Genomic DNA, 26935 nt, shown 5'->3' with positions numbered 1-26935 from the left:
CGCGAACCGCTCTACGTCCTTGATTGTCAAGGTTTTGGTTGTTCGCTCTATAAGCAGATCAAGCGTGGTTCGAGCATGAATCGATTTCCTTCCAATCGCGCCAGCACCATCGCAACCGCAATTCGCCATACGTTGCCCAACGGCATGGTAGCGCTGGTGCAGCGCAACCCGACGGCGCCGACGGTGAGCGTCTATGGCGAGGTGCGTATCGGCGCCGTTCATGAACCCGCCGAACAGAATGGTGTGGCTGCATTCACCGGCGCCGCCCTGATTCGCGGTACGCGCCGCCGCAGGTTTCAGGAGATTGTTGCCGCCACCGAAGCGGTTGGCGCCAGCGTCAACGCCGGCGGCGGACTGCACTCCACCGGCTTCGGCGGACGATCGCTGAGCGAGAATGTGGCGCTGATCCTCGATATTCTGGCGGATATGCTGCGCGCGCCCACCTTTCCCGAAGAAGAAATCGAGCGCCTGCGCGGTCAGTTTTTGATGATGCTGCGCGAGCAGGAGCAGGATACCTTGGTACGCGCATCGCGCGCGCTGCGGTCGCTCATGTTTCCGCCAACTCATCCCTACAGTCGCCTCAGCAGCGGCACGATCGAAACCATCTCGGCGCTGACGCGGGATGACCTGGTACGCTTCCATACGCTGTACCATCCGGCAGTCACGACAATTGCCGTGGTCGGCGATATCGAACCCGCCGAAGTGACTGACCTGATTGAGCGGTTTTTCGGCGACTGGCAGGCGCCTGGCATGCCGCCGCAGATGATGCTGCCCGACCCGCAGCCGCTGCCCGACCGTCCGCGCGTCCATGTTGCCCTCGAAGGAAAGAGTCAGACCGACATTATCTGGGCAGTGCACGGGATTGATCGCCGTTCGCCCGACTACTACGCCGCGAGTGTCGCAAATATGATTCTGGGACGCATTGGCATTGGCGGTCGTCTTGGCGAGCGGGTGCGTGAAGAACAGGGACTCGCCTATTACTGCGGCAGCAGCCTCGACGCCGATCTCGGCGCCGGTCCGTGGGCGGCGATGGCAGGGGTGAACCCGGCGCACGTCGAACGGGCAATCGACGCCATCATCGCCGAAATCAAACAGTTTGCCGCTGACGGACCGACCGACCAGGAACTTGCCGATGCGCACGACTTCATGACCGGCAGCCTGGCGATCAGCCTCGAAACGAATGACAGCATCGCCGGTACGCTCCTGGGCATCGAACGGTATCACCTCGGACTCGATTATGTCGAGCGCTACCCGTCGATCATCCGCAGCATCGACCGGGATCAGGTCACGGAAGTGGCGCGTCGCTATCTGGCGACCGACGATTATGCCGTGGTAACCGCTGGACCGGCGGTGGGGGAGGAAGACAATGAGCATAGCAACGGATGAGTTGTTGGTGGAGGCGTTGCTTGCGATTGAAGAGACCAATACACCAATGACGTTTAGCGAGATCGCCAAAAGCATCAGCAAACGACGTGGTGGCGTTCAACTGACAGATGATGAAAGAGGGAACTTAAGAGAATGTCTCTACCAGAACGGGAACATGTACATCCTCTGGTCTGCCAAAGACCGAACCTGGACAATCACACCTGAAGGGCGCGCTTACGCACGTCAGATCAGCATTGAGCCTGAAGAGCTCGTGGACATTTCAGAAACTGATGAAGCGCTTGAGCCTAAAGGCGCGCCTTTCAATCCAGCACTGATCAAGGTCGATGTCGATCAGATGCATATCTATCACGCCCTTAAGCTTATTCGTGAGCAAAGACTCGTTCTTCAGCCAGAATTTCAGCGCAATTTCATTTGGGACGAAGTGCGCCAAAGCCGTCTTATTGAGTCTATTCTTCTGCGTATCGCGCTGCCAGCATTTTATCTTGATGCTCCGAGGGAAGACACCTATGTCGTTATTGATGGTCTCCAGCGTCTGATGACGCTCCATCGCTTTTGCAACGAAGAGTCGCTCAAACTCACTGGTTTGGAATACTTGCGCGAGTTCGAGAATCACAGGTTTAGCAAACTACCTTCTCATATGCGATCTCGCCTCGAAGAAACCCGCCTTACAATGCACGTCATCCGACCAGAGACGCCATTACAGGTAAAGTTCATCATCTTTCGGCGCATTAATACTGGTGGTCTAGTCCTGACCAATCAGGAGATCAGACACGCCCTTTATCAAGGGCGCGATGGACGCGCTCCTCGCTTGCTCAAGAAACTCGCTGAAAGCTCAGAGTTTCTCGCTGCAACCGATCATTCCATCAGTCCGCGACGGATGGATGATCGCGAGTGTGTTCTGCGCTTTCTTGCATTCGTGCGGTATCCATACGAGCAGTTCGGTCGAAATTTGAGCATGGGCGAACCACCAAATCTCGATGGACTGCTCAATCGCACGATGGCGGATCTGAACGAGCTGCCTCCTGAGGAGCACGAGAGACTCACGGAGATGTTCCTCGATAGCATGCATAAGGCGCGTCTCGTATTCGGTCGTCACGCTTTTCGCAAATTGTATGGGCGCAACCAGAAACGCCAACCGATTAGCAAACCGCTTTTCGAGGTCTGGAGCACGCTATTCTGCAAATGGTCAACAGAAACACTTGAACAGCGCCGTGACCGAATAATTGATGGTTTTATTGATATCATGAACCAAGATTTCGACTTTATCAAGTCCATCTCATATGGTACAGGAAGCGTAAGGGCAATTAAGTATCGCTTTGACCGAATCAATAGAATGCTTCGAGAAACTCTGCAATGATCAAGACAATTCATCTCCATAACTTCAAATGCTTTGGAGACCAGAGCATTCACTGCGCTCCTCTGACTATTCTCACAGGCGCTAACGCTACTGGAAAGTCGAGCGTCATTCAGGCGCTCCTTCTGTTACGCCAATCACACCAACGCGATACTCTGCGTGATGGCGTCCTTCTTTTGAATGGTTCGCTCGCCACTTTAGGGACAGTAACCGATGTTTTCTACCAAAACGCCCAAGATACCGATCTCTCGATCGAAATTGAAGCGTCTGAAGATATAAGATTCAAGTTTATGTTTGAGCGAGGCGAGCCGACACAGCGCGTACTTAGAGGCCAATCCCTACAGTACTACGAAGCGATAAATCTTTTCTATCCGCAGTTCAACTATCTCAGCGCCGAACGTCTTGGTCCTCGAACAATCTTTCAGATGCCAGAAGGCGAGCATGAATCGCACAATGTTGGTATTCATGGCGAGTATGCCGCATTTGTCGCCGGTCGCAATCAGCAGGAGTTAATAGCCAACGAAAACCTGGCATATACTAATGAAGAGACTGGTGAAACACGTCGCGAGCTCTACCAACAAGTGCGATACTGGATGCGGCAAATCTTTCCTGGCTTCGAATATGCCATCACAGTGCTAACGGATGCTGATCTGGTGCAAACCATGTTCGGCAATTTGCCAGGTCAGAGATTGGTGCGTCCCACAAACATTGGGTTTGGTTTGATCTATACCCTGCCCGTTGTCGTCGCCGCTCTGGTAGCGCCCACAAACTCGCTCCTGATTATTGAAAATCCAGAAGCGCATCTCCATCCTTTCAGCCAGTCGATGCTCGGTCGTTTCCTGGCATGTGTTGCAGCAACTGGCGTGCAGGTTATCATTGAAACTCATAGTGACCATATTCTCAATGGAATCAGGATCGCTGTGTGCAAAGGTGCATGGGGACGTCGAATTGCAGCAGGGCACATATCAATTCAGTTTTTTATTCCTGGTGATGAGACACGACCACATCGCGTCGACACGCCGACCATTCACGCAAGCGGTGGTATTACGCCATGGCCCATCGGTTTCTTTGATCAGTTCGACGCCGATCTCACGGAATTACTATGATTCGCGTTTTCTTCAATAGTCAGTCGTGCGATTCTCAGGCTCCAAGCCAACACGATGCCGGAATATTGCTCAACCAGATGATGGAAACCGTAGAACAGCTGGATGCAATTGAGAGATCAGCTCATGACTCTATTCTCACAAATCGTAATCCCTATGTACGCGACAATCTTCATGGGCACTATCGAGACGGACATTTTGAAAGTCAGCTACTGACCGCTACACACACCTTCAAGGCTATTGTCGGATACTGGCTAAATCATTTGCGAAACTCGCCTGATCTTGCGCGAGATCGCTTTCTCAAATTCGTGCGGAACCTGACAAGTTCCCCACTGGCGTCAGAAGTTTTCTCTAGCGTTAATACACAGTGGCAACGTGTTGACAATAATGAAGACATATCATGGACAGCTTTGGGCTATGCAGCTCATTTTACGTCGCTGGTATGCGAGGCAACCGGCGGTGGTGCAGCGGTTGTCAGCATTAGTGGTATCGCAAAGTACGACACGATGGCAATCGAGGTACAATGCTTGCATACTGATCAGCGACGCCTGGTGTGGAATGTGGCGCATCCCGATCACGTTATTGCTCAACGACGCTGGTACGAAGCTCATCGAAAGCACCTACCAGATCCGACACTGCAAGGGTATGTCTCAGCAATGGATCTGAGTGACGAGGAAGCCCAGCAAGTTCTTGATCGGGCTGTCGAGATTGAGGGGGAGCGTCGCCTCTTCGCACGCTATAGAGGATTTATTTACATTTTTTCCTTTCATGAACATCGAGGTAATAAAAGAATGTATCACGGTTAGCGCATCGATGATCCTCGCCAAATACGCACACGAATGGTAGATATTTGCAATCGCCTTTACAAGGATTTGCAATGGGAAGAATTGGCGCCATAACCATAGCACCGATGAAATCAGCCTGCCCTCAGATTTTTGGGATCAATGTATTCATCCATATCCTGTTGTACGCCGTATGCCGTAAGTGATCCGGTCTTCCGCTTGCACACTGCGCCCTGAGCGTGCAAGGAGCCGTCGTTTGTCTGGCAAAGAGTTTACGGTCACCGACGCCTACCCGTATAACCATCACTCGCCGGTGCGCTGGATATGGTCGCATGTGATGCGCTACCCGTGGTTGCCGGTCGCTTTCGTGGTGACGGTGATCGGCATGGCGGCGCTGCAAAGCTGGAGCGCCGTGCTGGTTGGCACTGCTTTCGATGCGGTGGTCGGCGGCGTTACGCTGGAACAGTTGACGACGCTGGCGTTGATTATTCTGGGGGTGCGCGTCGCCTTCGGCGTGATCGACCTTGCCAACAGTTTCGTGGTGCAACTGCTGGCGCAACTGACCGAGCGCAATACCCGCGAGGAACTGTATGTCAGTCTGCTCGGCAAAAGCCAGACCTTCCACAATCGTCAGCGCACCGGCGATATTATGGCGCGAGCGACAAATGATGTGCAGCAGATCAATGCGATGATCAATCCAGGCATCAGCCTGATCCTCGAATCGCTGGTGAGCCTGACCGTTCCGCTCATTGCCATCACGACCATTCACCCGCAGTTGTTGCTCGTGCCGGTGCTGTTTCTCATCAGTTTCGCCTGGGCGCTGCGACGCTACAACAACCAGCTGAAGCCGGTCGCCGGGGCGTTGCGCCAGCAGTTCGGCGTGTTGAACGCCGGGCTTGCCGAGACGGTCAGCGGCATTGAGGTGGTGAAAGGGTATGCCCAGGAACCGGCAGAAGAGCGGAAGTTCTCTGCCAACGCGCGTCGCTACCGCGATCTGTTTGTGCGCGAAGGAGGCGTTCAGGCGCGGTATCTGCCGTTGCTGCTCTACGGCGTCATGCTTGGGTTCGCGTTTGGTCATGCACTGTTGCTCTGGCGCGCCGGCGAGATTTCCATCGGTCAGATCATCGGGTATATGGGGCTGCTGGAAGTGTTGCGCTTCCCGACCTTCATTTCGCTCTTTACGTTCTCGCTGGTGCAACTCGGCATTGCGGGCGCGGAACGGATGCTGGCAACCATCACCGCAAAAACCGAACTTGATGAGAATGCCGGCGGATACAGCGCGCCGATCAAGGGCGAGATCCGTTTCGAGAACGTCAGTTTTGGATACAACACAGCGGCGCATCACGACTCTGGCAATACCACACGGTCAGCGCCGGTGCTGCGCAACATTACCTTTACAGCGCGCCCCGGCGAGACGATTGCGATTGTGGGACAGACTGGCGCCGGCAAAACGACGTTGACGCGATTGGTCAATCGGATCTACGATGCTACCGAAGGGCGCGTGGTGATCGATGGAGTTGACGTCCGCGAATGGAACCTCGATACGCTGCGCTCGCAGATTTCGACCATCGAGCAGGATATTTTCCTCTTCTCGCGCACCATTGCTGAAAATATCGCATTCGGCGCGGCGGGCAACGCAACCCGCGAGGAGATTGAATGGGCGGCGCGGCAAGCACAGGCGCACGATTTCATTCTGTCGTTCCCGGATGGGTACGACACGGTCATCGGGGAACGTGGCATGACCCTTTCTGGCGGACAGCGCCAGCGCATTGCCATCGCCCGCGCATTCCTGACCAACCCGCGCATCCTGATCCTCGACGACTCGACCAGCGCGATCGACAGCGCGACAGAAGATCAGATCCAGCGCGCAATGCGCCGTATTCTTACAGGACGCACCACGCTGCTGATCACGCACCGCATCTCGCAGATCAGGTGGGCGGATCGGATTCTGGTGCTGAAGAATGGCGAACTGGTCGCTCACGGAACGCACGACGAGTTGATTGAAACGAGCGACGCCTATCGTCGTATTTTTCTGCGCTACGACGCAGGACATACCGCTACTGTCGCGGTTCGCGGCAGGCGGCAGGAGGACGTATGACCCCGGAACAGCGCCGTGTTCGATTGGAAGGCGCGCATAATGTGCGCGATGTGGGCGGGTACCCGACCCTGGACGGACGAATGACGCGGTGGCGCCGCTTGCTGCGCGCCGACAGTCTTCACCGTCTGACCGCCGAGGATCAGGAGCGGCTTCGCGCTTACGGCGTGCGCACGATCATCGATCTGCGATTGCCGTTCGAGGTTGCGCACAATCCGAATGTGTTCGCCGGCGCCAATGATGTGCGCTACGTCAATCTGCCGCTGATCACCGAGCGCAGCGAGACCAGCATCGAGTCGCGGGCGCGTTCGGTCGGAGAACTGTACCGGCTCATGCTGGACGAGTGCCAGGAACCGATCCGCCAGACATTGGCGACGATGGCGGAGGCGAAGACACCGGTACTGGTCCATTGCTTCATTGGCAAAGATCGCACCGGGCTGATCACGGCGCTGGCGCTCGGAGCGGCTGGCGTGCCAGCAGAGACGATTGCCGACGATTATGCGTTGAGCGCGCCGCTTACAGTATCGTTGATTGCAGAAATTCGCGCGACGCTGATCCGGTTGGGATACGATGCTGCGCGGTTCGACCGCCTCTCTCCGGCGCCGCGCGAGGCGATGATCTCGACGATAGCCTATCTGCATGAACGCTATGACAGCGTTGAAGCGTATCTCGCCGCTATCGGACTGACCGATGCCCAGCGCGATGGATTACGGCGACTGTTGTTGGAATGATGGACAGGGGGCAATTGCCGGTTGCCAGCAGGGGCGTGCCGCGCGCTCGCCCACCCGGGCCGCCAGCACGCCCGTCGGCGTGGCGTAGGGCGCCGGTTGCAGGTAGAGGAAAGGAAAGCAAGGCGAGGGGCGAAAGGATTGCAGGTTGCAGGTGGAAAGACGACGTTCCACGTCGTGAACGCGACGCCCTGAGATCGCAAAGGGTTGAACATGGCGCGTCTAACCCCTAACCCCTGGTTCTCGGTTCTCGGTTCTCGGTTCTCAGTTCTCGGTTCTCAGTTCTCGGTTCTCAGTTCTCAGTTCTCAGTTCTTAGTTCTCAGTTCTCGGTTCTCAGTTCTCAGTTCTCGGTTCTCAGTTCTCGGTTCTCAGTTCTCGGAGCACGTTATGGGCTTCCTCATGGACGGCCTGGCAGCCGAAGCATACGACCGCAGTTACAGTGATCAGGCGCTGATCCGACGGATCTGGCGCTATTTCCGCCCTCACAGCGGGCGCGTCGCGCTGGTTGCACTCATGGTTGTGCTGGGGTCGCTCGTCGCAACCGTCATTCCGATCACAATCTCACGCAGCATCGAACTGCTCGCAGGCGACCCGGCAACCCAGGTGTTGATCGGGCTGGCTGCCATCGTCGCTGTGATGGGAGCGCTCGGATGGTTCTTCAACTTCGTGCGGCAGACCTTCTCGGCGCGCGCGGTTGGCGATGTGGTGCTGGCGCTGCGTGAGGACGCCTTCCGCGCGGTGTTGCAGCGCGATATGTCGTTCTACGACCAGTACGCATCGGGACGCATCGTCAGCCGAGTGACGTCGGATACGCAGGATTTTGCCACGGTTGTGACGCTGACGATTGACCTGCTCAGTCAGCTGTTGCTGGTGGCAATCATTGCCGTAGTAATGTTCACGATCAACTGGCAACTGGCGCTGATCACGCTGGCGACCGGTCCGATTGTCATTGCAGCGGCGCTAACATTTCGCCATGTTGCGCGCCTGACGACGCGCCAGGCGCAGCGTGCGCTGGCGAACGTCAATGCCTCGATCCAGGAAACGGTCAGCGGCATTGCTATCGCCAAGAGTTTTCGCCAGGAAGCGGCAATCTATCAGCAGTTCCGGCAAACGAACGAACTGGCGTTTCAGGTGCGCCTGCGCCAGGGCCTCGTCTTCAGCAGCATCTTTCCGATTCTGAATTTGCTCTCTGGCATCGCCATTGCGACGATTATCTACTTCGGCGGACGGTTGGCGCTCGGCGGCGTCGTGTCGGTTGGGGAATGGTATCTGTTCGTCCAGAGTCTGGCGATCTACTTCTTCCCGCTTACCAGCATCGCCTCGTTCTGGAGCCAGTTTCAGCAGGGATTGTCCGCCAGCGAGCGCGTCTTTGCGCTGATCGACGCCGAGCCAAAGGTCGTGCAGATTGCGAAAGAACCGGTGACGCATCTGAGTGGACGCATCGAGTTTCGGGATGTATGGTTCACCTATGACACCGGGCAGGATCGCGCCGCCGGATCGCCATCGTCCACATCGGTACAGTGGGTGCTGCCGGGATTCTCGCTCACGATTCCAGCCGGGCAAAAACTGGCGGTTGTGGGGCATACCGGCGCCGGCAAATCGAGCCTGATCAAACTGATCACCCGCTTCTACGAGTTTCAGGAAGGTCAGTTGCTCATCGACCGGCGTGATATTCGCACGCTGGACCTGGCGCAGTACCGCCGGCAGATCGGGCTGGTGCCGCAGTCGCCGTTTCTGTTCTCCGGCACGGTTGCCGACAACATTCGCTACGGTCGTCCTGATGCGACGATGGCGGAAGTGGAAGCGGCGGCGCGCCAACTGGGCGATGAATGGATCACCGACCTGCCCGACGGCCTGGAAACCGATGTCGGCGAGCGCGGCGCGCGACTGTCGCTCGGGCAGCGCCAGCTTGTCGCGCTGGCGCGCGTCCTGTTGCAGAACCCGTCGATCTTCATCCTCGACGAAGCCACGGCGAGCATCGATCCATTCACCGAGACCCAGGTTCAGGAAGGGTTGGATGTCGTCATGCGGGGACGAACCAGCATCATTATTGCCCACCGCCTCTCGACTGTCCGCACCGCCGACCGGATTATCGTGTTGAAGCAGGGGCGGATCATCGAAGAGGGAACCCACGATGACCTACTGGCAGCGAGCGGGCATTACGCCGAACTGTACAACACCTACTTCCGCCACCAATCGCTGGATTATAAGCCATGGGAGGAAGAGAACCGAGAACTGAGAACCGAGAACTGAGAGCCAGGAACCAGGAGATTGTCATCGGCGAGGAGAGGCGGTTCGTCGTGGGGACCAGATGCGGCGGATGAATCGCACGACGACAATGGCGAAGAGCGCAAGGATTATGATCGCCAGGATCGGCGCCAACACCGCCAGGATCGATACCACCAGCGAGATGATATCCTCGATGGCGCTGATCACCGGATTTGCCATACCGCCGGTGGTCGCTGTTGCAACCGGTCGCGCGGCGCTGCGCCCGATATGCGTGGCGCCAGCAGCCAGGATGCCGCACACTGCCGCCAGCACCGGATCAACAGCGCCGGTCGAACTGTTTGCCGCCAGAAAGACGATGGCGCCGGCCGCCGGGCTGATGACCATGCCGGCGAGGTGCAGCGCGTGATCGACTGCCGGAATCTTATCTCCAATCAGGTCGAGCAGGGTCAGCACGGCCACAACCAGCAGGAATACCGGGTGTTCCACCACGTCATAGGGGGCGTTCAAGCGGATAAGGTCGGTATAGCGCGCCAGCAGACCGACCGTCAGCAAAGGGATGTAGGCATTGAGACCTGCGGCGGTCGAAAGACCAAATGCGGATAAGATGCTGAGCAAACCTGTCATCGTCGCTCCCTTCGTTCATCGGCGCTCGAAAACGGTCCATATCCCGCAGCATAGCATAGACGATATTCGCATACCCGGTCAACACACCACGTCATTTTTACCCAGTGATACGTCACAACCGGCGATAACGTTTCACGATGGGAGGAACAGATCATGGCAGAACAACAGCAGGAACGCTGGTTTGAGGTGGCGCCCGGCATCCGCCGCCGCACAATCGCCGTCACCGAACGGATGCAGCAGATCATGGTCCAATTGGATCAGGGAGCGCGTCTCCCGGAGCACCGCCATCCCCATGAACAGATCACCTATCTCATTTTGGGGCGCCTGCGCTTTTTCATCAATGGAACAGCGCGAGATGTCGCGCCAGGCGAAACAGTTGCACTGCCGGGGAATACGCCGCATGGAGTTGAAACGCTCGAAGCGTCGCTGGCAATCGACACCTTCAGCCCGCCACGCGAAGACATGCTGGCGCAGGACGCCGCCCCTTGAGGTCTGCGCTGCACCATCCGACCTGAAGGGTCTTGAGGGAAAACATTGCGCGTGGATGAACGGGCGGACTAGAGCCTGTTATGCACTTCAGAGATAAACGTGGTATGATTTCAGTATGACACGTCAACCCTATCCAAGCGATGTGAGCAACGAGGAGCGGGCCTTCGTCGCTCCCTCCCTGACCTTCATGACCGAAGACGCCCCGCAGCGCAACCACGCGCTGCGCGAGGTCTTGAACGGATTGCGCCGGATCGTCCGCGCTTCGGCAGGCTCAGCGCATCGCACGGGAGCGCCCTGGCGCATGATGCCCAACGCTCCGCCGCCGTGGTACACCGTCTATCAGCAAACCCAGCGCTGGCTGAAGGCCGGGGTCGTTGCAACGCTCGTCCATGATCTGCGCGCGCCCCCCTGCCTACGCGCAGGGGGGGAAAAGGGGGGGGGGCGCGCCTGCGCGCTTCGACGCTTCGGCCGGCTCAGCGCAAGCCGGCTCAGCGCACCGCCGTGCGCGGCGATCGTTGACGCGCGCACGATGCAATCGCCCCCCTGCCCCCCCCGCAGGGGGGAAAGGGGGGGGCGCAGCGCGCGCCGGCTATGACGGGCATAAACGCCGCAAGGGCAGCAAGGTTCACGTGGCTGAAGCGGTTCATTACTGTTATGCTCGAAAGTACATAACAGGCTCTAGAGCAATGCCTTCGCTTACGCAACGAGCTTACGGCTATGTGTATGCTGCTTCTGACGTCACGGGAGGGTTTCGTATACCACACATACGATACTAGCATGCTATCATGCTAGCACAACACGCACACACCTTACCTCCGCTTGTCCCACAACGCATTGACATACTGTTGCGCACTGCAACAATCAACGTGCACCGGCAGTCGGGGATGGCATGACCGCGCCTCGGCGTCAGCAGTCCCGGTGGGGCTTCCACGTGCGGTGTGCACGGTCGAACCGCCTGCTCAGCGATGGCTTTCGCCCGTCGATAGGTGGGCCTGGTACCCTAGCATTGTGTGGAATGTCGAACCGCGTCCTCAGCGAGGGCTTTCGCCCGTAGCGCCCGGCGTCCCGCTGCGCGCATCAGCAGTATAGTCCAAATGACCACGCATGAGTATCAGTTCTCGGTTCCCAGTTCTCGGCTCTCGCAACCCCTAACCCCTAACCTCTAACCTCAGTTCATCGCCATCCTCACGATTCAGCCAGCGAATGAAGACGACGGTCAGCACTGCGAAGTAGATCAGGCTGCCGGGCACCCACATGATCAGGCCCGCCAGTTGCTGATCATCACCAAGAGAGACGCCCCAGAGACGCGGACGCAGAGCGTAGAACGGGTAGAGCGGCGCTTCGGCGAATGCGATCAGCGCACCGATGATTGTGGTTGGCAGCGACATGAAGAAGAGATACGCGGTCTGCAACAGGGGATGGGCGGATGGCAATTCGTCCATAGGGCTACAGATAGGCCACCAGGAAAGCACACCGACCACGAAGAACATCACGTGCTCAAGAATATGGACACGCTCATCACGCAGCGCCAGGTCGTAGTAGGCAGGCACGTGCCAGAGCGCGAAAACGGCATTGAATGCGAAGAACACGAAGATCGGATTGGTGAGAAACGAGCCGGCAGCATACGACCCAGGGATGCGCATGAGCGGGCGCAGCACCCAGCGCGGCAGACCGAGCAGCAGGAAAGGGGGCGCGACCATCGCCAGCAGCAGGTGCTGAAGCATATGCATCGTCAGCAGATAACTCGCCAGGCTGTCGATAGGCGACGCGAGCGCGATGAAGAGCACCACCCAACCGACATAGAACAGGCGCACCTGCACCGGCGTCGGCGGTGCACTGTCGGGGAAAAAGCGCCGCAGCGGACCGGTGACGCAGAGCGCGTACCCTCCCGCAATCAGCGCCAGGTTTGCGATCAGCCCCGGTTCGAAGTTCCACTCATACATCCCGTCGTCCCCGGTTCATCCCGCAATCCCAACGTGCTCCGAGAACAGCACCATAAAGGATAACAGCAGAGTCGTTGCAAACGCAAGCGGCACCAGGAAGACAAACTTGAAAATGCCGGCATCACCCTTGAGGTGCATAAAGAACATCACCACCGCCGCGCCCTTGATCGTCGAGAGAATCAGCAGCAGCGTCACCTCCAGCCATTTGGCGATCAGATGCTGCTCGTTCACAATGAACAACCCGACCTCCAGCGCCGTCACCACTGCCAGCACCCCGGCAACGAGCCAGTAGAACCGGTCGGAATGGCTGTGCTCGCCATAGGCATGACTGCTACGCTCTTCACCATGACCTGCCACGATGATCGCTCCTCTCTAGATCAGATAGACCAGCACAAAGATCGCCACCCACACAAGATCGACAAAGTGCCAGTAAAGACCGGCAATCTCGACGTCCATCGCATTCTCGGGCGAGTCGGGATACGCGCGCACCTTGAAGAACACCGAGAGCAGCCAGATCACCCCAATTGCCACGTGCGTCCCGTGAAAACCGGTAAGCACGAAAAACGTCGTGCCGAACAGGCTGCTGCTCAGGGTCAATCCCTCGTGGTACAGGTGGTTGAATTCATACACCTGACCGCCGATGAACGCCAGCCCCAACCCAACCGTCGCCAGCAACCAGGTGGTGAACCAGCGGCGGTCGCCGCGTTTACTGGCGGACAGCGCCAGCACCATGGTCAGACTGGACGCCAACAGAATGCTCGCCAGCACCGTCGTCAACTCGATATCGAGAAACTGGCGCGGGTCCTGAAAATCAGGGCGCGCGCGGTTGACCGGTGCAAACACGAAGTAGGTCGTGATCAGCGTTGCGAAGAAGAGAGTCTCGGAGCCGATGAACGCCCACACCCCCAACTTCCGGTTATCGACGCCAAGCGACGTATGGTGCGCCACCGCCGCCTGCGGTCTGGTCATCGATGATTCGCTCATACCGATCTCCATTCAACGTTCAACGACCACCTGTAATCTTTCCTGCCTTCGCACTCGATTGACTCACCGCAGAGGCACAGAGAACACAGAGGCGAGGACCTTTGCCCACTTTTCACTTCGCCCTGCCCTCGCCATCTCTCGCCTCTCGCCTCACCCCTCTCGCCTCTCGCCTCACCCCTCTCGCCTCTCGCCTCACCCCTCTCGCCTCACCCCTCTCGCCTCTCCCCTCTCGCCTCTCCCCTCTCGCCTCTCGCCTCACCCCTCTCGCCTCTCGCCTCTCCCCTCTCGCACGCTAGTGCGCCTGATACGGCGAGTCAACGTGCGAGATGCGCACCCAACTGAGAATGCCCGTCGCCATGATGAGCAGACCGACAAGCATCGCAGATGCCGCAATCACGCCGAAATCTCCCAGATAAATGATGCCAAAGCCCAGGATCATAATGCCGACCGACACAATGAGTGGCGCATAGGTGGGTGAGGGCAGATGGATCGGCTCCATCGCCATCGGCGTTTCGCCCTCCGCCCCATCGTACAGCAGACCTCTCAACCGGGCGGCTGGCGTCTCGTGCGAACCATTCACTTCGTGCAGGTGCGGATACTTCTCGTCCCACAGCGGACGGCGGCTGCGCACCCGCGGCGTTACCGCGAAATTATAGACCGGCGGCGGCGAACTGACCGACCATTCGAGTGTCGCCCCGTCCCACGGATCGGCGGGTGCGATCGGACCGCGCCGGATGCTTGTGAGCACATTCCAGAGGAAGAGCAGGAACGCAACCGCAAGCAAGAGCGAGCCGATGGTGGAGAGCAGGTTCCAGAGGTTCCACCCCATCTCCGATTCATAGGTGTAGATACGGCGCGGCATGCCCTCATTGCCACTCAGGTGCATCGGGAAGAACGTCAGGTTGAAACTGATCAGCATCAGCCAGAACTGCCACTTGCCGAGCCGTTCATTGAGCATCCGGCCCGTCATCTTCGGGAACCAGTAGAAGACACCCGCGAAGACCCCCTGGATCGCGCCGCCGAACAGCACATAGTGCATATGCGCAACAACGTAGTACGAGTCGGTTTGCTGAACATTGATCGGCGGCGAAGCGAGGGTAATCCCGCTGATGCCGCCGATGACGAACATGCTGATGAAACTGATAGCATAGAGCATCGACGTGGTCAGATTGAGCGACCCCTGCCACATTGTCGCCAGCCAGTTGAAGATTTTGACGCCGGTTGGCACCGCGATCAGAAAGCTGGCGGCGCCGAAGAAGGCATTCGCCAGCGGACCAAGACCGACCGCGAACATATGGTGCGCCCAGACTAGGAAGCCGAGGAAGCCGATCGCCACGCCGGAGTACGCCACGAACGCATAGCCAAAGATCGGCTTGCGCGAGAAGGTTGGCAGCACTTCCGAAATGATCCCCATCGTCGGCAGAATGAGGATGTAGACTTCAGGATGCCCGAAGAACCAGAAGAGATGCTGCCAGAGCACCGCATCGCCGCCGAGATTGGGGAGGAAGAAGCGCGTGCCGAAGTGCCGGTCGAACAGCAACTGGATTGTCGCCACCGTCAGCACCGGGAAGGCGAAGATCAGAATGAACGCGACGATCAACTGCATCCAGACGAACAGCGGCATCCGGTTGAGCGTCATCCCCGGCGCGCGCATGTTGAGAATGGTCACGATAAAGTTCAGGGCGCCAGCGATTGACGCCACGCCGGTCAGACCAATGCCGATAATCCAGTAATCGACGCCTGCCGTCGGCGCAAACTGCTTCTGCGTCAACGGCGCATAGGCGAACCAGCCGACATTCGGCGCGCCGCCGACGAAGAAACTGACATACAGCATCAAGCCGCCAAAGATGAAGAGCCAGATGCTGAGCGCATTGAGGCGCGGGAACGCCATATCGCGCGCACCGATCATAAGCGGCACAATATAGTTGCCCAACCCGACGTTCAGCGGCATCAGACCAAGGAAGATCATGGTCGTGCCGTGCATCGTGAACATCTGATTGTACACATCGGGCGTCAGGAAGGTATTATCGGGCACGCCAAGCTGGATGCGCATAAGGAGCGCTTCAATTCCCCCGATTAGGAAGAACACGAACGCGCTGACCAGATACATAATCCCAATGCGCTTATGATCAGTCGTGCTGAGCCACCCGGCCCAACCGGGGCGCACACTGACGCTGGGCGGGCTGACCGTTCCGGCGGTGCGTTCGGCGATTGCCATACAATCCTCCACAATACTAGCGTTCTGGCGGCAGCGTGACCGACACTTTCATACTATCGAGATAGGCGACAAGGTCGGCAATCTCCTGGTCGCTCAGGTTTGCCTTGATCCACTGCGGCGTCAACACCCGGCTCATCAGGTTGCCGGGTTTCAGTTTCGGCGCGTCGCGCAGCCAGCGATCGAGATTGTCCGGCGAGTAGGGCAGAATACCGGCGGCAATCGTCTGGCGGCTGCCGTAGTAGGTCAGACTCGGACCCACCAACCCGCGTGCATTCGTCCCCTCGACGGCGTGGCAGGCAATACACTGCTTGCGCGCATCGAGGAAGATCGCCTGACCACGCGCCGCATCGCCGGTCAACCCATTGACGGTCAGCGTCCCGGCGGGAGCGGGAGGAGTCGTCTTTTTCTGCTCGATCCAGCGATTGAACTCGGCTTCATCGACTGCAATGACGCGGAAGCGCATCAGCGCGTGCGCTTCGCCGCAGAACTCGGCGCAGACAGCGCGATAGATGCCGGGTTGTTCGGCGGTAAACGTCAGGAAGTTTGTTTTGCCAGGGATCATGTAGGTCTTCCCGGCAAGCTTCGGCACCCAGAAGTTATGGATGACATCCTGCGACTCCAGTACGACCGTCACCGGTCGCCCAACCGGGATATACATATCCGAGGCGGTCACCACCGGTTTCCCGTCGGCGCCGAGGTCGGGATACTGAAACTCGAACCACCACTGATGCCCAATGGCTTTGATCCGCAGCGCATCATCGGGCATGACCGCATTCTCCGCTTGCGTGCGGAAAGTCAACACAGCGATCACCAGCACAATAACGGCAGGCGCAATCGTCCACAAGATCTCGACCTGCGTATTGCCGTGAACCTGCGCCGGCATTGCCGTACTGCCAGGGCGGCGGCGGAAGCGCCAGATGGCATAGATGAGCAACCCCTCGACCACAACGAACACACCGAGGGCCATCCACCAGATCGGGACAAGGAGTTCGTAGATGCGGCGCGCATTGTCGCCATAGGGATCATAGGTATTGCCCGGATTGTTGCCGCAGGCGGCGATCACAACCGACATGCCGATCAGAAGGAGGAAACGCGACCATCTGAGAAATGACCGAGGAAGCGTATTCATGAAGGCTCCTCTCCAGGCGCCTGCGCTCAGTGCGCGTGGATGCAACCGCGCCAACCAACAGCATCGTGCCGCATCACAACGGGGTTTCTTGCCTGTCCGGACAATCCTTCCCGGATAATACGTGAAAAGTTGCACGATGTTCCGAGGGTTATTATACCCGAAACTTGGAGGGTGTCAACACCATTTTCCCCTTCGTTCGACGGATGCCCGGCATCATATGACCTCACCGAACGAAGGGGAAGACTACACTTTACATACCAGATGAGCAGCGTATAATTGAGGTTATCATCCCTTAATGTAGATGATGACACGTCATTTTGCACGACGCGCCGGGCTATGCTACAATCGGCGTTACCATCATCTCGCCTGCTGTAATCGAAATCAGACTGAAAGGAGCCAGATCAGGAACCTGCCAGGTCGGGGAACTCTTTCCTTCCAGCAATCCGACTGATGCCCGCACAGTCGCCAGCGTCCGACAGGTGAAACAAGGCTGTTCTTCCCAAGTGCAAGCAGTATTGCTATTCGCAAGCTATCAAGGAGAGAGTCGCATGCAAGAACTCAGCGCTTTCGAACAGGCAGCCGTATGGGCCGTGCTTGGCGTTGCAATCTTCGGCATCGCCTACGCCTTCGTCCTCCGGGCGCAGATTCTGGCGCAGGACAAAGGCACTGCCCGCATGCAAGAGGTCTGGGGATTCATCAAAGACGGCGCGAATGCCTACCTCAGCCGTCAGTTCCGCACTATCGCCATTCTGATCGTAGTTCTGACGTTTCTGCTTGCCGCCAGTGTGTTCATCATTCCGCCCACGCGCGAGGCGGTTGAACACTTCGGCAGCGAAGAAGCGGCGACGCTGTGGGTGGCAATTGGGCGCGCCGTCGCCTTCCTGATGGGGTCATTGTTCTCGTATGCGGTCGGCTTCGTCGGTATGAACGTGGCGGTCGAGGGAAATGTGCGGGTGGCTGCCGCGTCGCGCAAGGGGTACAACCCGGCGCTGCAGGTCGCCTACAAGTCCGGGTCGGTGACCGGTATGCTGACTGTGGGGCTTGGCCTGCTGGGCGGGACGTTGATCTTTATGGTCTTCGGCATCGCTGCCCCGGACGCGCTCCTCGGCTTCGGTTTCGGCGGCTCGCTGATTGCGCTCTTCATGCGCGTCGGCGGCGGCATCTACACCAAGGCGGCCGACGTCGGCGCCGACCTGGTGGGAAAGGTGGAAGCCGGCATTCCCGAGGACGACCCGCGCAATGCAGCGGTGATCGCCGACCTGGTAGGCGACAATGTCGGCGACTGCGCCGGTATGGCGGCGGACGTGTTCGAGAGCTTTGAGGTGACGCTGGTGTCGGCGTTGATCCTGGGGCTGGTGCTGGGTGACGCTGTCGTCGGCACGTTGGGCGATGGCCAGTACGACCTGCGCTTTATCGTCTTCCCGCTGGTGCTGCGCGCTATTGGCGTGATTGCATCGGTCATCGGCAACTCCATCGTCAGAACCGACGAGAAGCGTCGTAATGCCATGGCAGCCATGAACCGCGGCTTCTACGTTGCCGCCCTCGTTTGTCTCATTGGATTCGCCGGGTTTACGGCGGTCTACATGGTCGATCCGGCGACCGACGCAATCGACTGGCGACCCTTCCTGGCGACGATTGCCGGTCTGGTGCTGGCAGTGGCGCTCGATAAACTGACGGAGTACTTCACATCGACCCACTTCAACCCGGTGAAGGAAACCAGCAAAGCATCGAAAACCGGCGCAGCCACCAATATTCTTTCGGGTCTGGCGCTGGGCATGGAGTCGAGTGTGTGGGCGATCCTGGTGATCTGTGCGTCGATCCTGACCTCGATTGCGATCTATGCCGGGTACTCGACTGACCCGGCGGTAACGCTCACCGCTGTGCTGTACGGCGTGTCGCTCACCGGCATCGGCATGCTAACGCTCACCGGCAACACGATCTCGATGGACTCGTTCGGCCCGATTTCGGACAATGCCAACGGCATCGGCGAGATGGCAGGGCTGGACAAGAACGCGCGCAATGTCATGGACGACCTGGACGCAGTCGGCAATACGACGAAAGCGGTCACCAAGGGCATTGCTATCGGTTCTGCGGTGATTGCGGCGGTCGCGCTCTACGGTTCGTACCTGGCGGATGTGTCGAAGGTGCAGGAGCAGATCGGCGTGCCGCTGACGGAGCAACTGCGCACTATCGGCATCAACGTCGCCATGCCAACTGTCTTCATCGGGTTGCTGATTGGCGGCGCGGTGCCGTTCCTGTTCTCGTCGCTGACGATTCGCGCGGTGCAGCGCGCAGCATCGCAGATCGTGAACGAGGTGCGCCGCCAGTTCAAGATCCCGGGGATCATGGAAGGCACAGTGACCCCCGACTATGCACAGGCGGTCAGCATTTCCACCGTTGCAGCGCAGAAGGAACTGATCAGCCTGGGCTTAATCGCGGTGATGGTGCCGATCCTGGTTGGCTTCCTGCTCGGCGTCGAGGCGCTTGGCGGCTTCCTGGCGGGCATCATTCTCTCCGGCCAGTTGATGGCGGTCTTCCAGGCGAACGCTGGCGGCGCGTGGGATAACGCGAAGAAGTACATCGAAGAAGGGAACTTCGGCGGGAAGCACTCCGAGCCGCACAAAGCCGCCGTGGTCGGCGACACCGTCGGCGACCCGCTGAAGGATACGGCGGGACCGGCGTTGAACCCGATGATCAAGGTGATCAACCTGGTGGCGCTGATCATTGCGCCGATCATTGTCACCATTCCGAGCGGCAGCCCCGGCGTCATCTTCGCCATGGTCATCTGCGCTGCGGCGCTGGTCTGGGCAATCTGGCAGAGCAAGCGCGAAGCGCCCTCAATGACGACCGAGACCGCCGCGCCAGCGACGGCGAAAGGGGTATGATGTTAGGGCAGGTCGCTGACCTGCCCTACGGCACAGGCAGGTCGTTGACCTGTCCCCACGGGACGACAGGCAGGTCGCTGACCTGATAGAGCGATTGCCCAACAAGATGGGGAGCGGCTGACGTTTGCTTCGACAGGCGCAGCCAACGTCAGCCGCTCGACGGTCAACACAGGCACGTATCGGGCAACATCTGTTGATTGCTCTATAAGGGTAGGTCGGAACCTGCCCGTCCCGTGGGGCATGTGGGGGCAGGTTCGAGTATCTTGGGGCAGGTCTCAGACCTGCCCCAATATTTACATCCGGTTACGCCGCTGTTCCTGGAAGCAATCGTCGCACAGCACCGGCTTGCGACCGCTCGGCAGGAACGGCACTTTCGCCTCGCGCCCGCAGTTGGCGCAGATCGCGGTGTACATCTCACGCGCACCCGATGAACGCGCCCCACCGCCACGCTCGCCATAGCCGCCGCCGCGCTCACCATACCCGCTGCTACGCTCGCCATAGCCGCTCCGGCTACTGCCGCCGGAGGTTTTGCGCGCCTGCCGACAACTTGGGCAACGCGACGGCTCGTTGGTGAATCCCTTCTGTGCGTAGAACTCCTGCTCGCCTGCGGTGAAAACGAACTGTGCGCCGCAATCGCGGCATGTCAATGTTTTGTCGGCGTAGCTCATCGCTCGCTTCGCTCCTTTGGGCTTGCTTCCAAGCCCACACCTTAGGTTTTGATCGACTGGGGTCTGGCAAACGATGGGCTGTGGGATCTAACCGGAGAGGCAGGAATCCAGGGCGCCACGCGGAACCAAACCGTATATAGTGTATCACGCGCCAGAAGGGATTGCAAGGATAAAGCACAGCGGGGTGCAGGCATATTGGGTTCCGCCATGCCGTGTTGCTGCGAGCGGAAGCCCGCGCTGAGGACGCGGTTCGACCGTGCTCACCGTGCTTACCGCAAGTGCAAGCCCCAACCCCTCCAGCCCGCGCCGATGGGCGGCGCGTAGTCGCGCAGGGGCGAATACTCATTCGCCCCAACCCCTCCAGTCTGCGCCGGCGGGCCTGGCTTCCCGGAGCCTGCGCCTTCAGGCGCCAGGCAGACCAACGCACGAGCCGTCTCGCTACGGGCTAAAGCCCGCACCACCTCTTCCCCCTCTCCCCTCGTGGGAGAGGGGGGCAGGGGGGTGCGGGACGCCTCCCCCCTCTCCCCTCGTCAGAGAGGGGAGAGGGGGGTGCGGGACGCCTCCTCCCTCTCCCCTCGTCAGAGAGGGGAGAGGGGGGTGCGGGACGCCTCCCCCCTCTCCCCTCGTGGGAGAGGGGGGTGAGGGGGGTGAGGGGAAGCACGGGCTAAAGCCCGCACCACCTCTTCCCCCTCTCCCCTCGTCAGAGAGGGAGGCAGGGGGGTGAGGGGAAGCACGGGCTAAAGCCCGCACCACCTCTTCCCCCTCTTCCCTCGTCAGAGAGGGGACGCCTCCCCCCTCTCCCCTCGTCAGAGAGGGGGGCAGGGGGTACGGGGAAGCACGGGCTAAAGCCCGCACCACCTCTTCCCCCTCTTCCCTCGTCAGAGAGGGGGGCAGGGGGGTGCGGGACGCCTCCCCCCTCTCCCCTCGTGGGAGAAGGGGGTGAGGGGAAAGAAGAAGGCCACGCTATAACACAGCGGGCAGGACTTTAGCCCTGCCCGTCGTCGCCCAAGCGCTCTGGATTGTCGTCAGGAGCAGGCCGCGCCAGGCGACAGTCGCGCGCTGCGCGCAACCGTCGCCGGTTCCGCCATCACCGCACCGTCAGCGGCAGGTAGACCGCGTATGGCGGCTGATACCGCACGATGTAATCCGCCAGATCATTCCTGGCAGCGCCTGTGAACCCACCGCCGATGGAGAGGTCATTGTTCACGCCGACGGCGATGGCTCTTACCTCATCATTGAGCGCGCTCAGGCTGCCCGAGCCGCCGACGTCCGACCAGGTTGACCCGTCCCAACGCGCCAGGTAGTCCGCCGCAGCAACGCCGGCGACGTTCCGGAAGGAGCCGCCGACGTACAGATTGTTGCCGCTGACCGCCAGCGAATACACGACCGAGAACGAACCGCCGACCGGCGCAATCGCGCCCACGCCGCCGCTGCCGCCAAGCGCGCGCCACTGACCGCCGTCCCAGCGCGCCACGTAGTCCGCCTCCGCCACGCCGCCGGCGTCGACAAACGCGCCGCCGGCGAAGACGCCCGCGCTGCCCACGGCGAGCGCGTAGACCGCACCGTTGAGCGGCGTCGTTCCCAGCGCGCCCCACGATCCGCCGCTCAGCCGCGCAAGGTAGTCTGCGTTCGGGTCGCCACCGGCGTCGAAGAACCAGCCGCCCGCCAGCACCTCCGTCCCGCTCAGCGCCAGCGTGGAGACAGGGGCGTTAATTGAGTTGGGCGCTCCGAGCGCGCCCCACGTATTGCCGCTCAACTTCGCCACCTTGTTCGCACCGCTCACCCCGCCGGCGTTCGTGAACGAGCCGCCCGCCAGCACCTCCGTCCCGCTTACGACCAGCGTGGAGACAACATCAAAATAGGAGTAGGAGAAGGAGAACGAGTTAGGCGCTCCGAGCGCGCCCCACGTATTGCCGCTCAACTTCGCCACATAGTTCGCGCCGCTCACCCCGCCGGCGTTCGTGAAGATGCCGCCCGCCAGCACCTCCGTCCCGCTCACGACCAGCGTGGAGACAGGGGCGTTAATTGAGTTGGGCGGACCGAGCGCGTGCCACCGACTGCCGTCCCAGCGCGCCACCATGTTCGCGCCCGCCACCCCGCCGGCGTTCGTGAACGAGCCGCCCGCCAGCACCTCCGTCCCGCTGATGACCACGGCACGCACCGTGCCGTCCAACGCCGGCAGCGCGCGCTCTCCCAGGTGCGACCACGTCCCGCTCACTGCCTCCGGCCGGAATACCGGACCGTCGTCCGGGTCGAGCGTCACCTGCCAGCCGTCCAGGTCCAGCGGACCCTGCACCGTCCCATCCAGTTGCAGCCGCCCGTCGGGGTCAGCAGCGGTGCGACCGGAATGCCGTCGCCGTCGGATGGCGCGGCGTCGGGCTGCGCCGTCGGTTCGGCGTCGTCCTCCTGTTCCGCCTGCGACGGCGCAGCGTCGGGCTGCGCCGTCGGTTCGGCGTCGTCCTCCTGTTCCGCCTGCATTTGGACGGCGGGCGCCGGCGGTCCCGCCGCCACAGTCACCGGCGGCGGCGATGTCCGCCCTGCCGCCGCCGGCGTTCTGTTCGCCGCGATGAAGAGCATCAGACCGATCAGTGCCAGTGCGCCTCGAAGTGACATACGTGCAACTCCCGCGATGTTCAAAGACGAAGAACCCTTCCGTCACGCCTGCTACGCTCCGATGACCAGGCAACCCTAACCGAACGCTGCCCGCCGCCTTGACCCTGGCAGACGATCCCTGACATTTCGTAGAGGAGTATTGCGTGATAATCCCGGCGTCTGCTTGTAACTCAAATAAACCAAAAAAGACCGCGTACGTCTACAGTCTCTTGATCATGGTAAAGTATGGTACTTTGGTCCCAGGCGCATTATGACCAAAGTTCGAATTGATGAAACAAGGTGTCGCATTTTTCAGGCGCGCAGAGTGTCGGGGCGGAGCATTGTCCTTCCTGCTGCCCATCGCTCCATGCGCCCCCTCATCCCGTGTGGGAGAGGGGGCGCGGGCGTCCGCCTGCGCGCGTCTGTATGCGCACAGCCCCGGAAGGGCTTGCACTTGCGGTGAGCATGGTCGAACCGCCTGCGGTGAGCGCAGTCGAACTGCGTGCGGTGAGCGCAGTCGAACTGCGTCCTCAGCAAGGGCTTTAGCCCGCAGCGTCGCGGCAGTGCACCTTTCCCGCCCCCCGCATCCCCTCTGTCCCCCCGCATGTGAGGGGGTTGGGGAACAACAGTGTGCGTCGGGGTAGGCGTCCGCCCCTGCCCCCCGCACCCGGGGGGGGTTGGGGAGAGGTGGGGGTGAGGTCACGCAGACTTCAGCCCGCAGCATCGCGGCAGTGCGCCCTTCCCGCCCCGCTCCCACACGGGGCGAGGAGGCGAAGCAAGGCGGCGCTATGCTCGTATTGGCGCGCTGAAACGACTAATACAGCGCAGGGGCTTGTCGGAAACGCTCCGCTTACAAGCAGGAGGAATCAAACAGGGCGTTGCAATGCGCGAAGCGCGCATGCAGTCCCAACAAACCTATCTTCAAAAGACTTCCCTCCCCAGCGTCTCTTCCAGCGCGCCTGTCGCCCCCGGCAGCAGCGGAACGGCGCCGGCGCCGCCGGGGTAGCGTTCGGCGGCGCCGGCGCCGGGGTAGAGGATCAGCGCAGCGACAACGGCAGGCTTGCCGAAGGCGCCAATGGCGGCGGCATACGCATACGCCTCCGCCAGTGCATCGGTGGGAACGCCGCACCCGTCGTCATCGAGGCGGTATTTGGCGTCCAGCACAATGACCCGTGGCGGGTGATCGGATCGAACCATTTCGATGGCGATGTCGGGAATGCGGGTGTGGCGGTCGAGTGAGACGAGGGTTTCATTATTGCGCCCGTCGGGCATTGGGCGATATCGAGGCTGGTAGCGCACCCTCAGCGTCCAGCCATTCCGTGCGGCGATCAGCAGCGGCTCGTCGTGGTGCAGCCGGAATGACCAGGCATCGGCATCCTCCAGCGGAGGAGTCAGCAGCGAGCAGAAATGTGCATTGACGCCCAGATTAAGCAGCGCCTGCATAACCTGCAAGGCGCACCAGCGCTCATACAGCAACGGGAGATCAACCACCGGCACGTTAAACGGCGCACCCGGATCGACGACCAGCCGCTGATGCAACGCCCGCCACATACGGTACACCCGACGGTAGTCGGGATCGCGCCGGATCAGCGGCGTGACCGCAGGGGGCTGGCGCAACACCGTTACCTGCTCGAAGAATGGCGCGGCAAGCAGATCGGCGATCCGGCGGGTGCATTGTTCGCCGCGCGCAGCGATGGCGCGGGCGCGCGCGGCGCGGGCGGAACCCGGCGCTACGGCTGCAAGACGGGCAATTGCGCGCTGCGCCCGTTCGGTGCACCGCCGCGCGCGCCCGCGCAGGGTTTCCAGCGTGTGCTTCAGCAGGCGATGTTCAGCCGTGTCGGATGTGTCGCGGCTGGACTCCTGCATCACGGTGCGCGGCAGCACGCCGCCTTCCGGATGTATCAACTGCTGCACATGCGGCGCTGCGTCCGGCGACGCTGCCGCCAGATCGCCCTGCACGGCGCGTTGCAGCGCCATTGCCGAAAGTTCCCGCGCACGTCCAAGCGCCACACGTTCGTCGTCGCGCCGAAGCGCGCTGCGGGGATGCGCCAGAATGCGCCGGACCGCTTGCTCGAACCGGTCGAATGACGAACCGAACACCGCTGCGGCATCATCAAACCACAAACGTGGAACTTTATCATTGTAAGACAGACTCGCCCCTGCGGTAGCGCCTGCCAGGGAACGCACCAGCGCGGGAGCAAGACGTTCGATATCCTCCAGGATCGCAAGATACCGTTCGCTGTCGATAGTGCGCGGCGTCACCGACAACCGCCACCGCCGCTCATTGCACCGCACACTGCCGACGCGCGCAGTCAGATGAAGCATATGCTCGCCCACAGCAGCGCCAGGGTTCCATGCCCAGCGCCAGCGTGCATCACCGGGACGGAGGAATGGCGACAGCGCCAACCCGTCAACCACAAGTTCCAGCGTCGCTCCCTGGGGAGGAACACACACGAATTCAACTGGTTGGTGCTCGGCAACTGCTGGCAGATCGCTGTCTACTACCAGTGATAGTTCTATTTCCAGCGGGAGAGTCACGGATCGAGCAGCCCTTCATCAATCCAGCGCTGCAACACATCGCGCGCGGCGCGCGCGGCATTCGCACGATGGCTGATCTGATTCTTGCGCTCAGGCGAAAGCTCCGCCAGAGTCGCATTTTCGTCCAGCACGTAAAAGATTGGATCATAGCCGAAACCGTAGTGTCCCTTCGGCTCGAACTCGATCACGCCGGGGAGAACGCCTTCGACAAACTCGATGGGACCGCCGGGCAGCGCCAGGGCAATGACGCAGACGAAGCGCGCCAGACGCGCATGGAAGGGCATGCCTTCGAGTTTGCGCAGCAGAAAGGCGTTGCGTTCGGCATCGGTCGCCTCCGGACCGGCGTAACGCGCCGAGCGGACGCCAGGTTCGCCGCCGAGCGCCGCCACTTCCAGCCCCGAATCGTCAGCAAGTGTCGGCAACCCGCTGCGCTGCGCATAGTATTCCGCCTTGATGCGCGCGTTTTCGGCGAAGGTTGCGCCGATTTCTTCGACATCATCGTGAATGCCCAGGTCGGGCAGCGTGCACAGATCGAGCGGCAGGTCGGCGAAGATCGCCGCGTATTCCCGGAGTTTGCCGGGGTTGGTCGTGGCTATCAGTAAGCGAGACATAGCAACGTCCTGTTTCTCCTGGTCTCCCAGCAGAGTAGTCGCAAGATGGCGATCTGTCAAGCCTGCAACACCGCCTCGCTGCGGGTTTGGCGCTGCAGAGGTGCGAATCCTCATTCGCCCCTACCCCTCCCCAACCCCTCCAGCCCGCGATCCTTCTCTCCTCGCAGGAGCGGGGGCATGAGGATGAGGAAGAGAACGGGCGCAAACGCCGCCCCGCAGCCCCCTCTCGCATGCGGGAGGGGGGAGGGCGCAACCGCCGCTGCGGGCTGAAGCCTGCGCTACCACTCCCCCCTCCCCCTCGTGGGGGGGCAGGGGGGTGAGGGGGCGCCTCCCCCCTCTCCCCTCGTCAGAGAGGGGGGCAGGGGGGTGCGGGACGCCTCCCCCCTCGTGGGAGAGGGGGCAAGGGGGTGCGGGACGCCTCCCCCCTCGTGGCGGGGGCAGGGGGGTGAGGTGAGGGACGCCTCCCCCCTCGTGGGAGAGGGGGGCAGGGGGGTGAGGGGGCACCCCCCCTCTCCCACGAGGGGAGAGGGGGGCAGGGGGGTGCGGGACGCCTCCCCAGATCGGAAGAGCGGCGTG

The 26935-nt window shown here is 60.5% G+C and carries 20 protein-coding genes and 1 pseudogene; 10 read left to right on the top strand and 11 right to left on the bottom strand.

What is annotated here, in order from left to right; genetic code table 11:
• Positions 1–75: 75 nt before the first annotated feature.
• From AC3EA7_RS05195 to AC3EA7_RS05165, 7 genes are all read left to right on the top strand, one after another.
• The gene (locus AC3EA7_RS05195) at positions 76–1386 is read left to right on the top strand and encodes a M16 family metallopeptidase (RefSeq protein WP_488612975.1); all 1311 of its coding nucleotides are present in this window, start codon (positions 76–78) and stop codon (positions 1384–1386) included.
• Positions 1367–2743, top strand: a complete 1377-nt coding sequence (locus AC3EA7_RS05190; protein WP_488612974.1) for a DUF262 domain-containing protein — start codon at positions 1367–1369, stop codon at positions 2741–2743. The genes AC3EA7_RS05195 and AC3EA7_RS05190 overlap by 20 nt, the downstream gene beginning before the upstream one ends.
• Positions 2740–3846: a DUF3696 domain-containing protein gene (locus tag AC3EA7_RS05185; RefSeq protein WP_488612973.1), complete on the top strand. Its 1107-nt coding sequence runs from the start codon at positions 2740–2742 to the stop codon at positions 3844–3846. Before AC3EA7_RS05190 ends, AC3EA7_RS05185 begins: the two co-directional genes overlap by 4 nt.
• Positions 3843–4649, top strand: coding sequence for a hypothetical protein (locus AC3EA7_RS05180; protein ID WP_488612972.1), 807 nt, complete (start codon positions 3843–3845; stop codon positions 4647–4649). The genes AC3EA7_RS05185 and AC3EA7_RS05180 overlap by 4 nt, the downstream gene beginning before the upstream one ends.
• Positions 4650–4881: 232 nt before the next feature.
• Complete coding sequence (locus AC3EA7_RS05175; protein ID WP_488612971.1) at positions 4882–6723, top strand: ABC transporter ATP-binding protein; 1842 nt, start codon at positions 4882–4884, stop codon at positions 6721–6723.
• Complete coding sequence (locus AC3EA7_RS05170) at positions 6720–7451, top strand: tyrosine-protein phosphatase (protein ID WP_488612970.1); 732 nt, start codon at positions 6720–6722, stop codon at positions 7449–7451. The genes AC3EA7_RS05175 and AC3EA7_RS05170 overlap by 4 nt, the downstream gene beginning before the upstream one ends.
• 385 nt (positions 7452–7836) lie before the next feature.
• Entirely contained in the window at positions 7837–9702 is a 1866-nt protein-coding gene (locus AC3EA7_RS05165) for an ABC transporter ATP-binding protein (protein ID WP_488612969.1), read from the top strand.
• Positions 9703–9723: 21 nt separating this feature from the next.
• Here AC3EA7_RS05165 and AC3EA7_RS05160 read toward each other — a convergent pair whose 3' ends face one another.
• Positions 9724–10302: a DUF4126 domain-containing protein gene (locus tag AC3EA7_RS05160; RefSeq protein WP_488612968.1), complete on the bottom strand. Its 579-nt coding sequence runs from the start codon at positions 10300–10302 to the stop codon at positions 9724–9726.
• Between the two features lie 153 nt (positions 10303–10455).
• Here AC3EA7_RS05160 and AC3EA7_RS05155 point away from each other — a divergent pair, with 153 nt between their 5' ends.
• Entirely contained in the window at positions 10456–10791 is a 336-nt protein-coding gene (locus AC3EA7_RS05155) for a cupin domain-containing protein (protein WP_488612967.1), read from the top strand.
• Positions 10792–10906: 115 nt separating this feature from the next.
• Positions 10907–11224, top strand: a pseudogene (locus AC3EA7_RS05150) (transposase); the annotation flags it as partial.
• Positions 11225–11939: 715 nt separating this feature from the next.
• Here the strand turns inward: AC3EA7_RS05150 and AC3EA7_RS05145 are convergent.
• From AC3EA7_RS05145 to coxB, 5 genes are all read right to left on the bottom strand, one after another.
• On the bottom strand, positions 11940–12734 hold the full coding sequence (locus tag AC3EA7_RS05145) for a cytochrome c oxidase assembly protein (RefSeq protein WP_488612966.1): 795 nt from the start codon (positions 12732–12734) through the stop codon (positions 11940–11942).
• A 15-nt stretch (positions 12735–12749) separates the two neighbouring features.
• Positions 12750–13091, bottom strand: coding sequence for a cytochrome C oxidase subunit IV family protein (locus tag AC3EA7_RS05140; RefSeq protein ID WP_488612965.1), 342 nt, complete (start codon positions 13089–13091; stop codon positions 12750–12752).
• A gap of 15 nt (positions 13092–13106) precedes the next feature.
• The gene (locus AC3EA7_RS05135) at positions 13107–13718 is read right to left on the bottom strand and encodes a cytochrome c oxidase subunit 3 (protein WP_488612964.1); all 612 of its coding nucleotides are present in this window, start codon (positions 13716–13718) and stop codon (positions 13107–13109) included.
• A gap of 292 nt (positions 13719–14010) precedes the next feature.
• A complete protein-coding gene (gene ctaD, locus AC3EA7_RS05130) occupies positions 14011–15936 on the bottom strand; it encodes a cytochrome c oxidase subunit I (RefSeq protein ID WP_488612963.1) in 1926 nt (641 codons plus the stop codon).
• Positions 15937–15952: 16 nt separating this feature from the next.
• Positions 15953–17065 (bottom strand): cytochrome c oxidase subunit II, encoded by a 1113-nt coding sequence (gene coxB, locus AC3EA7_RS05125; protein WP_488612962.1) that lies wholly within the window; start codon positions 17063–17065, stop codon positions 15953–15955.
• A gap of 548 nt (positions 17066–17613) precedes the next feature.
• On the opposite strand from coxB, the gene AC3EA7_RS05120 reads away from it, so the two are divergent.
• Positions 17614–19950 (top strand): sodium-translocating pyrophosphatase, encoded by a 2337-nt coding sequence (locus AC3EA7_RS05120; RefSeq protein ID WP_488612961.1) that lies wholly within the window; start codon positions 17614–17616, stop codon positions 19948–19950.
• A gap of 293 nt (positions 19951–20243) precedes the next feature.
• Here AC3EA7_RS05120 and AC3EA7_RS05115 read toward each other — a convergent pair whose 3' ends face one another.
• From AC3EA7_RS05115 to AC3EA7_RS05095, 5 genes are all read right to left on the bottom strand, one after another.
• On the bottom strand, positions 20244–20618 hold the full coding sequence (locus tag AC3EA7_RS05115) for a zinc-ribbon domain containing protein (RefSeq protein ID WP_488612960.1): 375 nt from the start codon (positions 20616–20618) through the stop codon (positions 20244–20246).
• A 1087-nt stretch (positions 20619–21705) separates the two neighbouring features.
• The gene (locus tag AC3EA7_RS05110; protein ID WP_488612959.1) at positions 21706–22914 is read right to left on the bottom strand and encodes an autotransporter outer membrane beta-barrel domain-containing protein; all 1209 of its coding nucleotides are present in this window, start codon (positions 22912–22914) and stop codon (positions 21706–21708) included.
• Positions 22878–23231, bottom strand: coding sequence for a hypothetical protein (locus AC3EA7_RS05105; RefSeq protein WP_488612958.1), 354 nt, complete (start codon positions 23229–23231; stop codon positions 22878–22880). The genes AC3EA7_RS05110 and AC3EA7_RS05105 overlap by 37 nt, the downstream gene beginning before the upstream one ends.
• Before the next feature lie 900 nt (positions 23232–24131).
• The gene (locus tag AC3EA7_RS05100; protein ID WP_488612957.1) at positions 24132–25748 is read right to left on the bottom strand and encodes a DUF2357 domain-containing protein; all 1617 of its coding nucleotides are present in this window, start codon (positions 25746–25748) and stop codon (positions 24132–24134) included.
• Positions 25745–26359, bottom strand: a complete 615-nt coding sequence (locus AC3EA7_RS05095; protein WP_488612956.1) for an XTP/dITP diphosphatase — start codon at positions 26357–26359, stop codon at positions 25745–25747. Before AC3EA7_RS05095 ends, AC3EA7_RS05100 begins: the two co-directional genes overlap by 4 nt.
• Positions 26360–26935 lie beyond the last annotated feature (576 nt).

Source organism: Roseiflexus sp., from assembly GCF_057785375.1.
The sequence above is the reverse complement of the archived record's forward strand: the minus strand, read 5'-3'. Positions and strand labels throughout refer to the sequence as shown.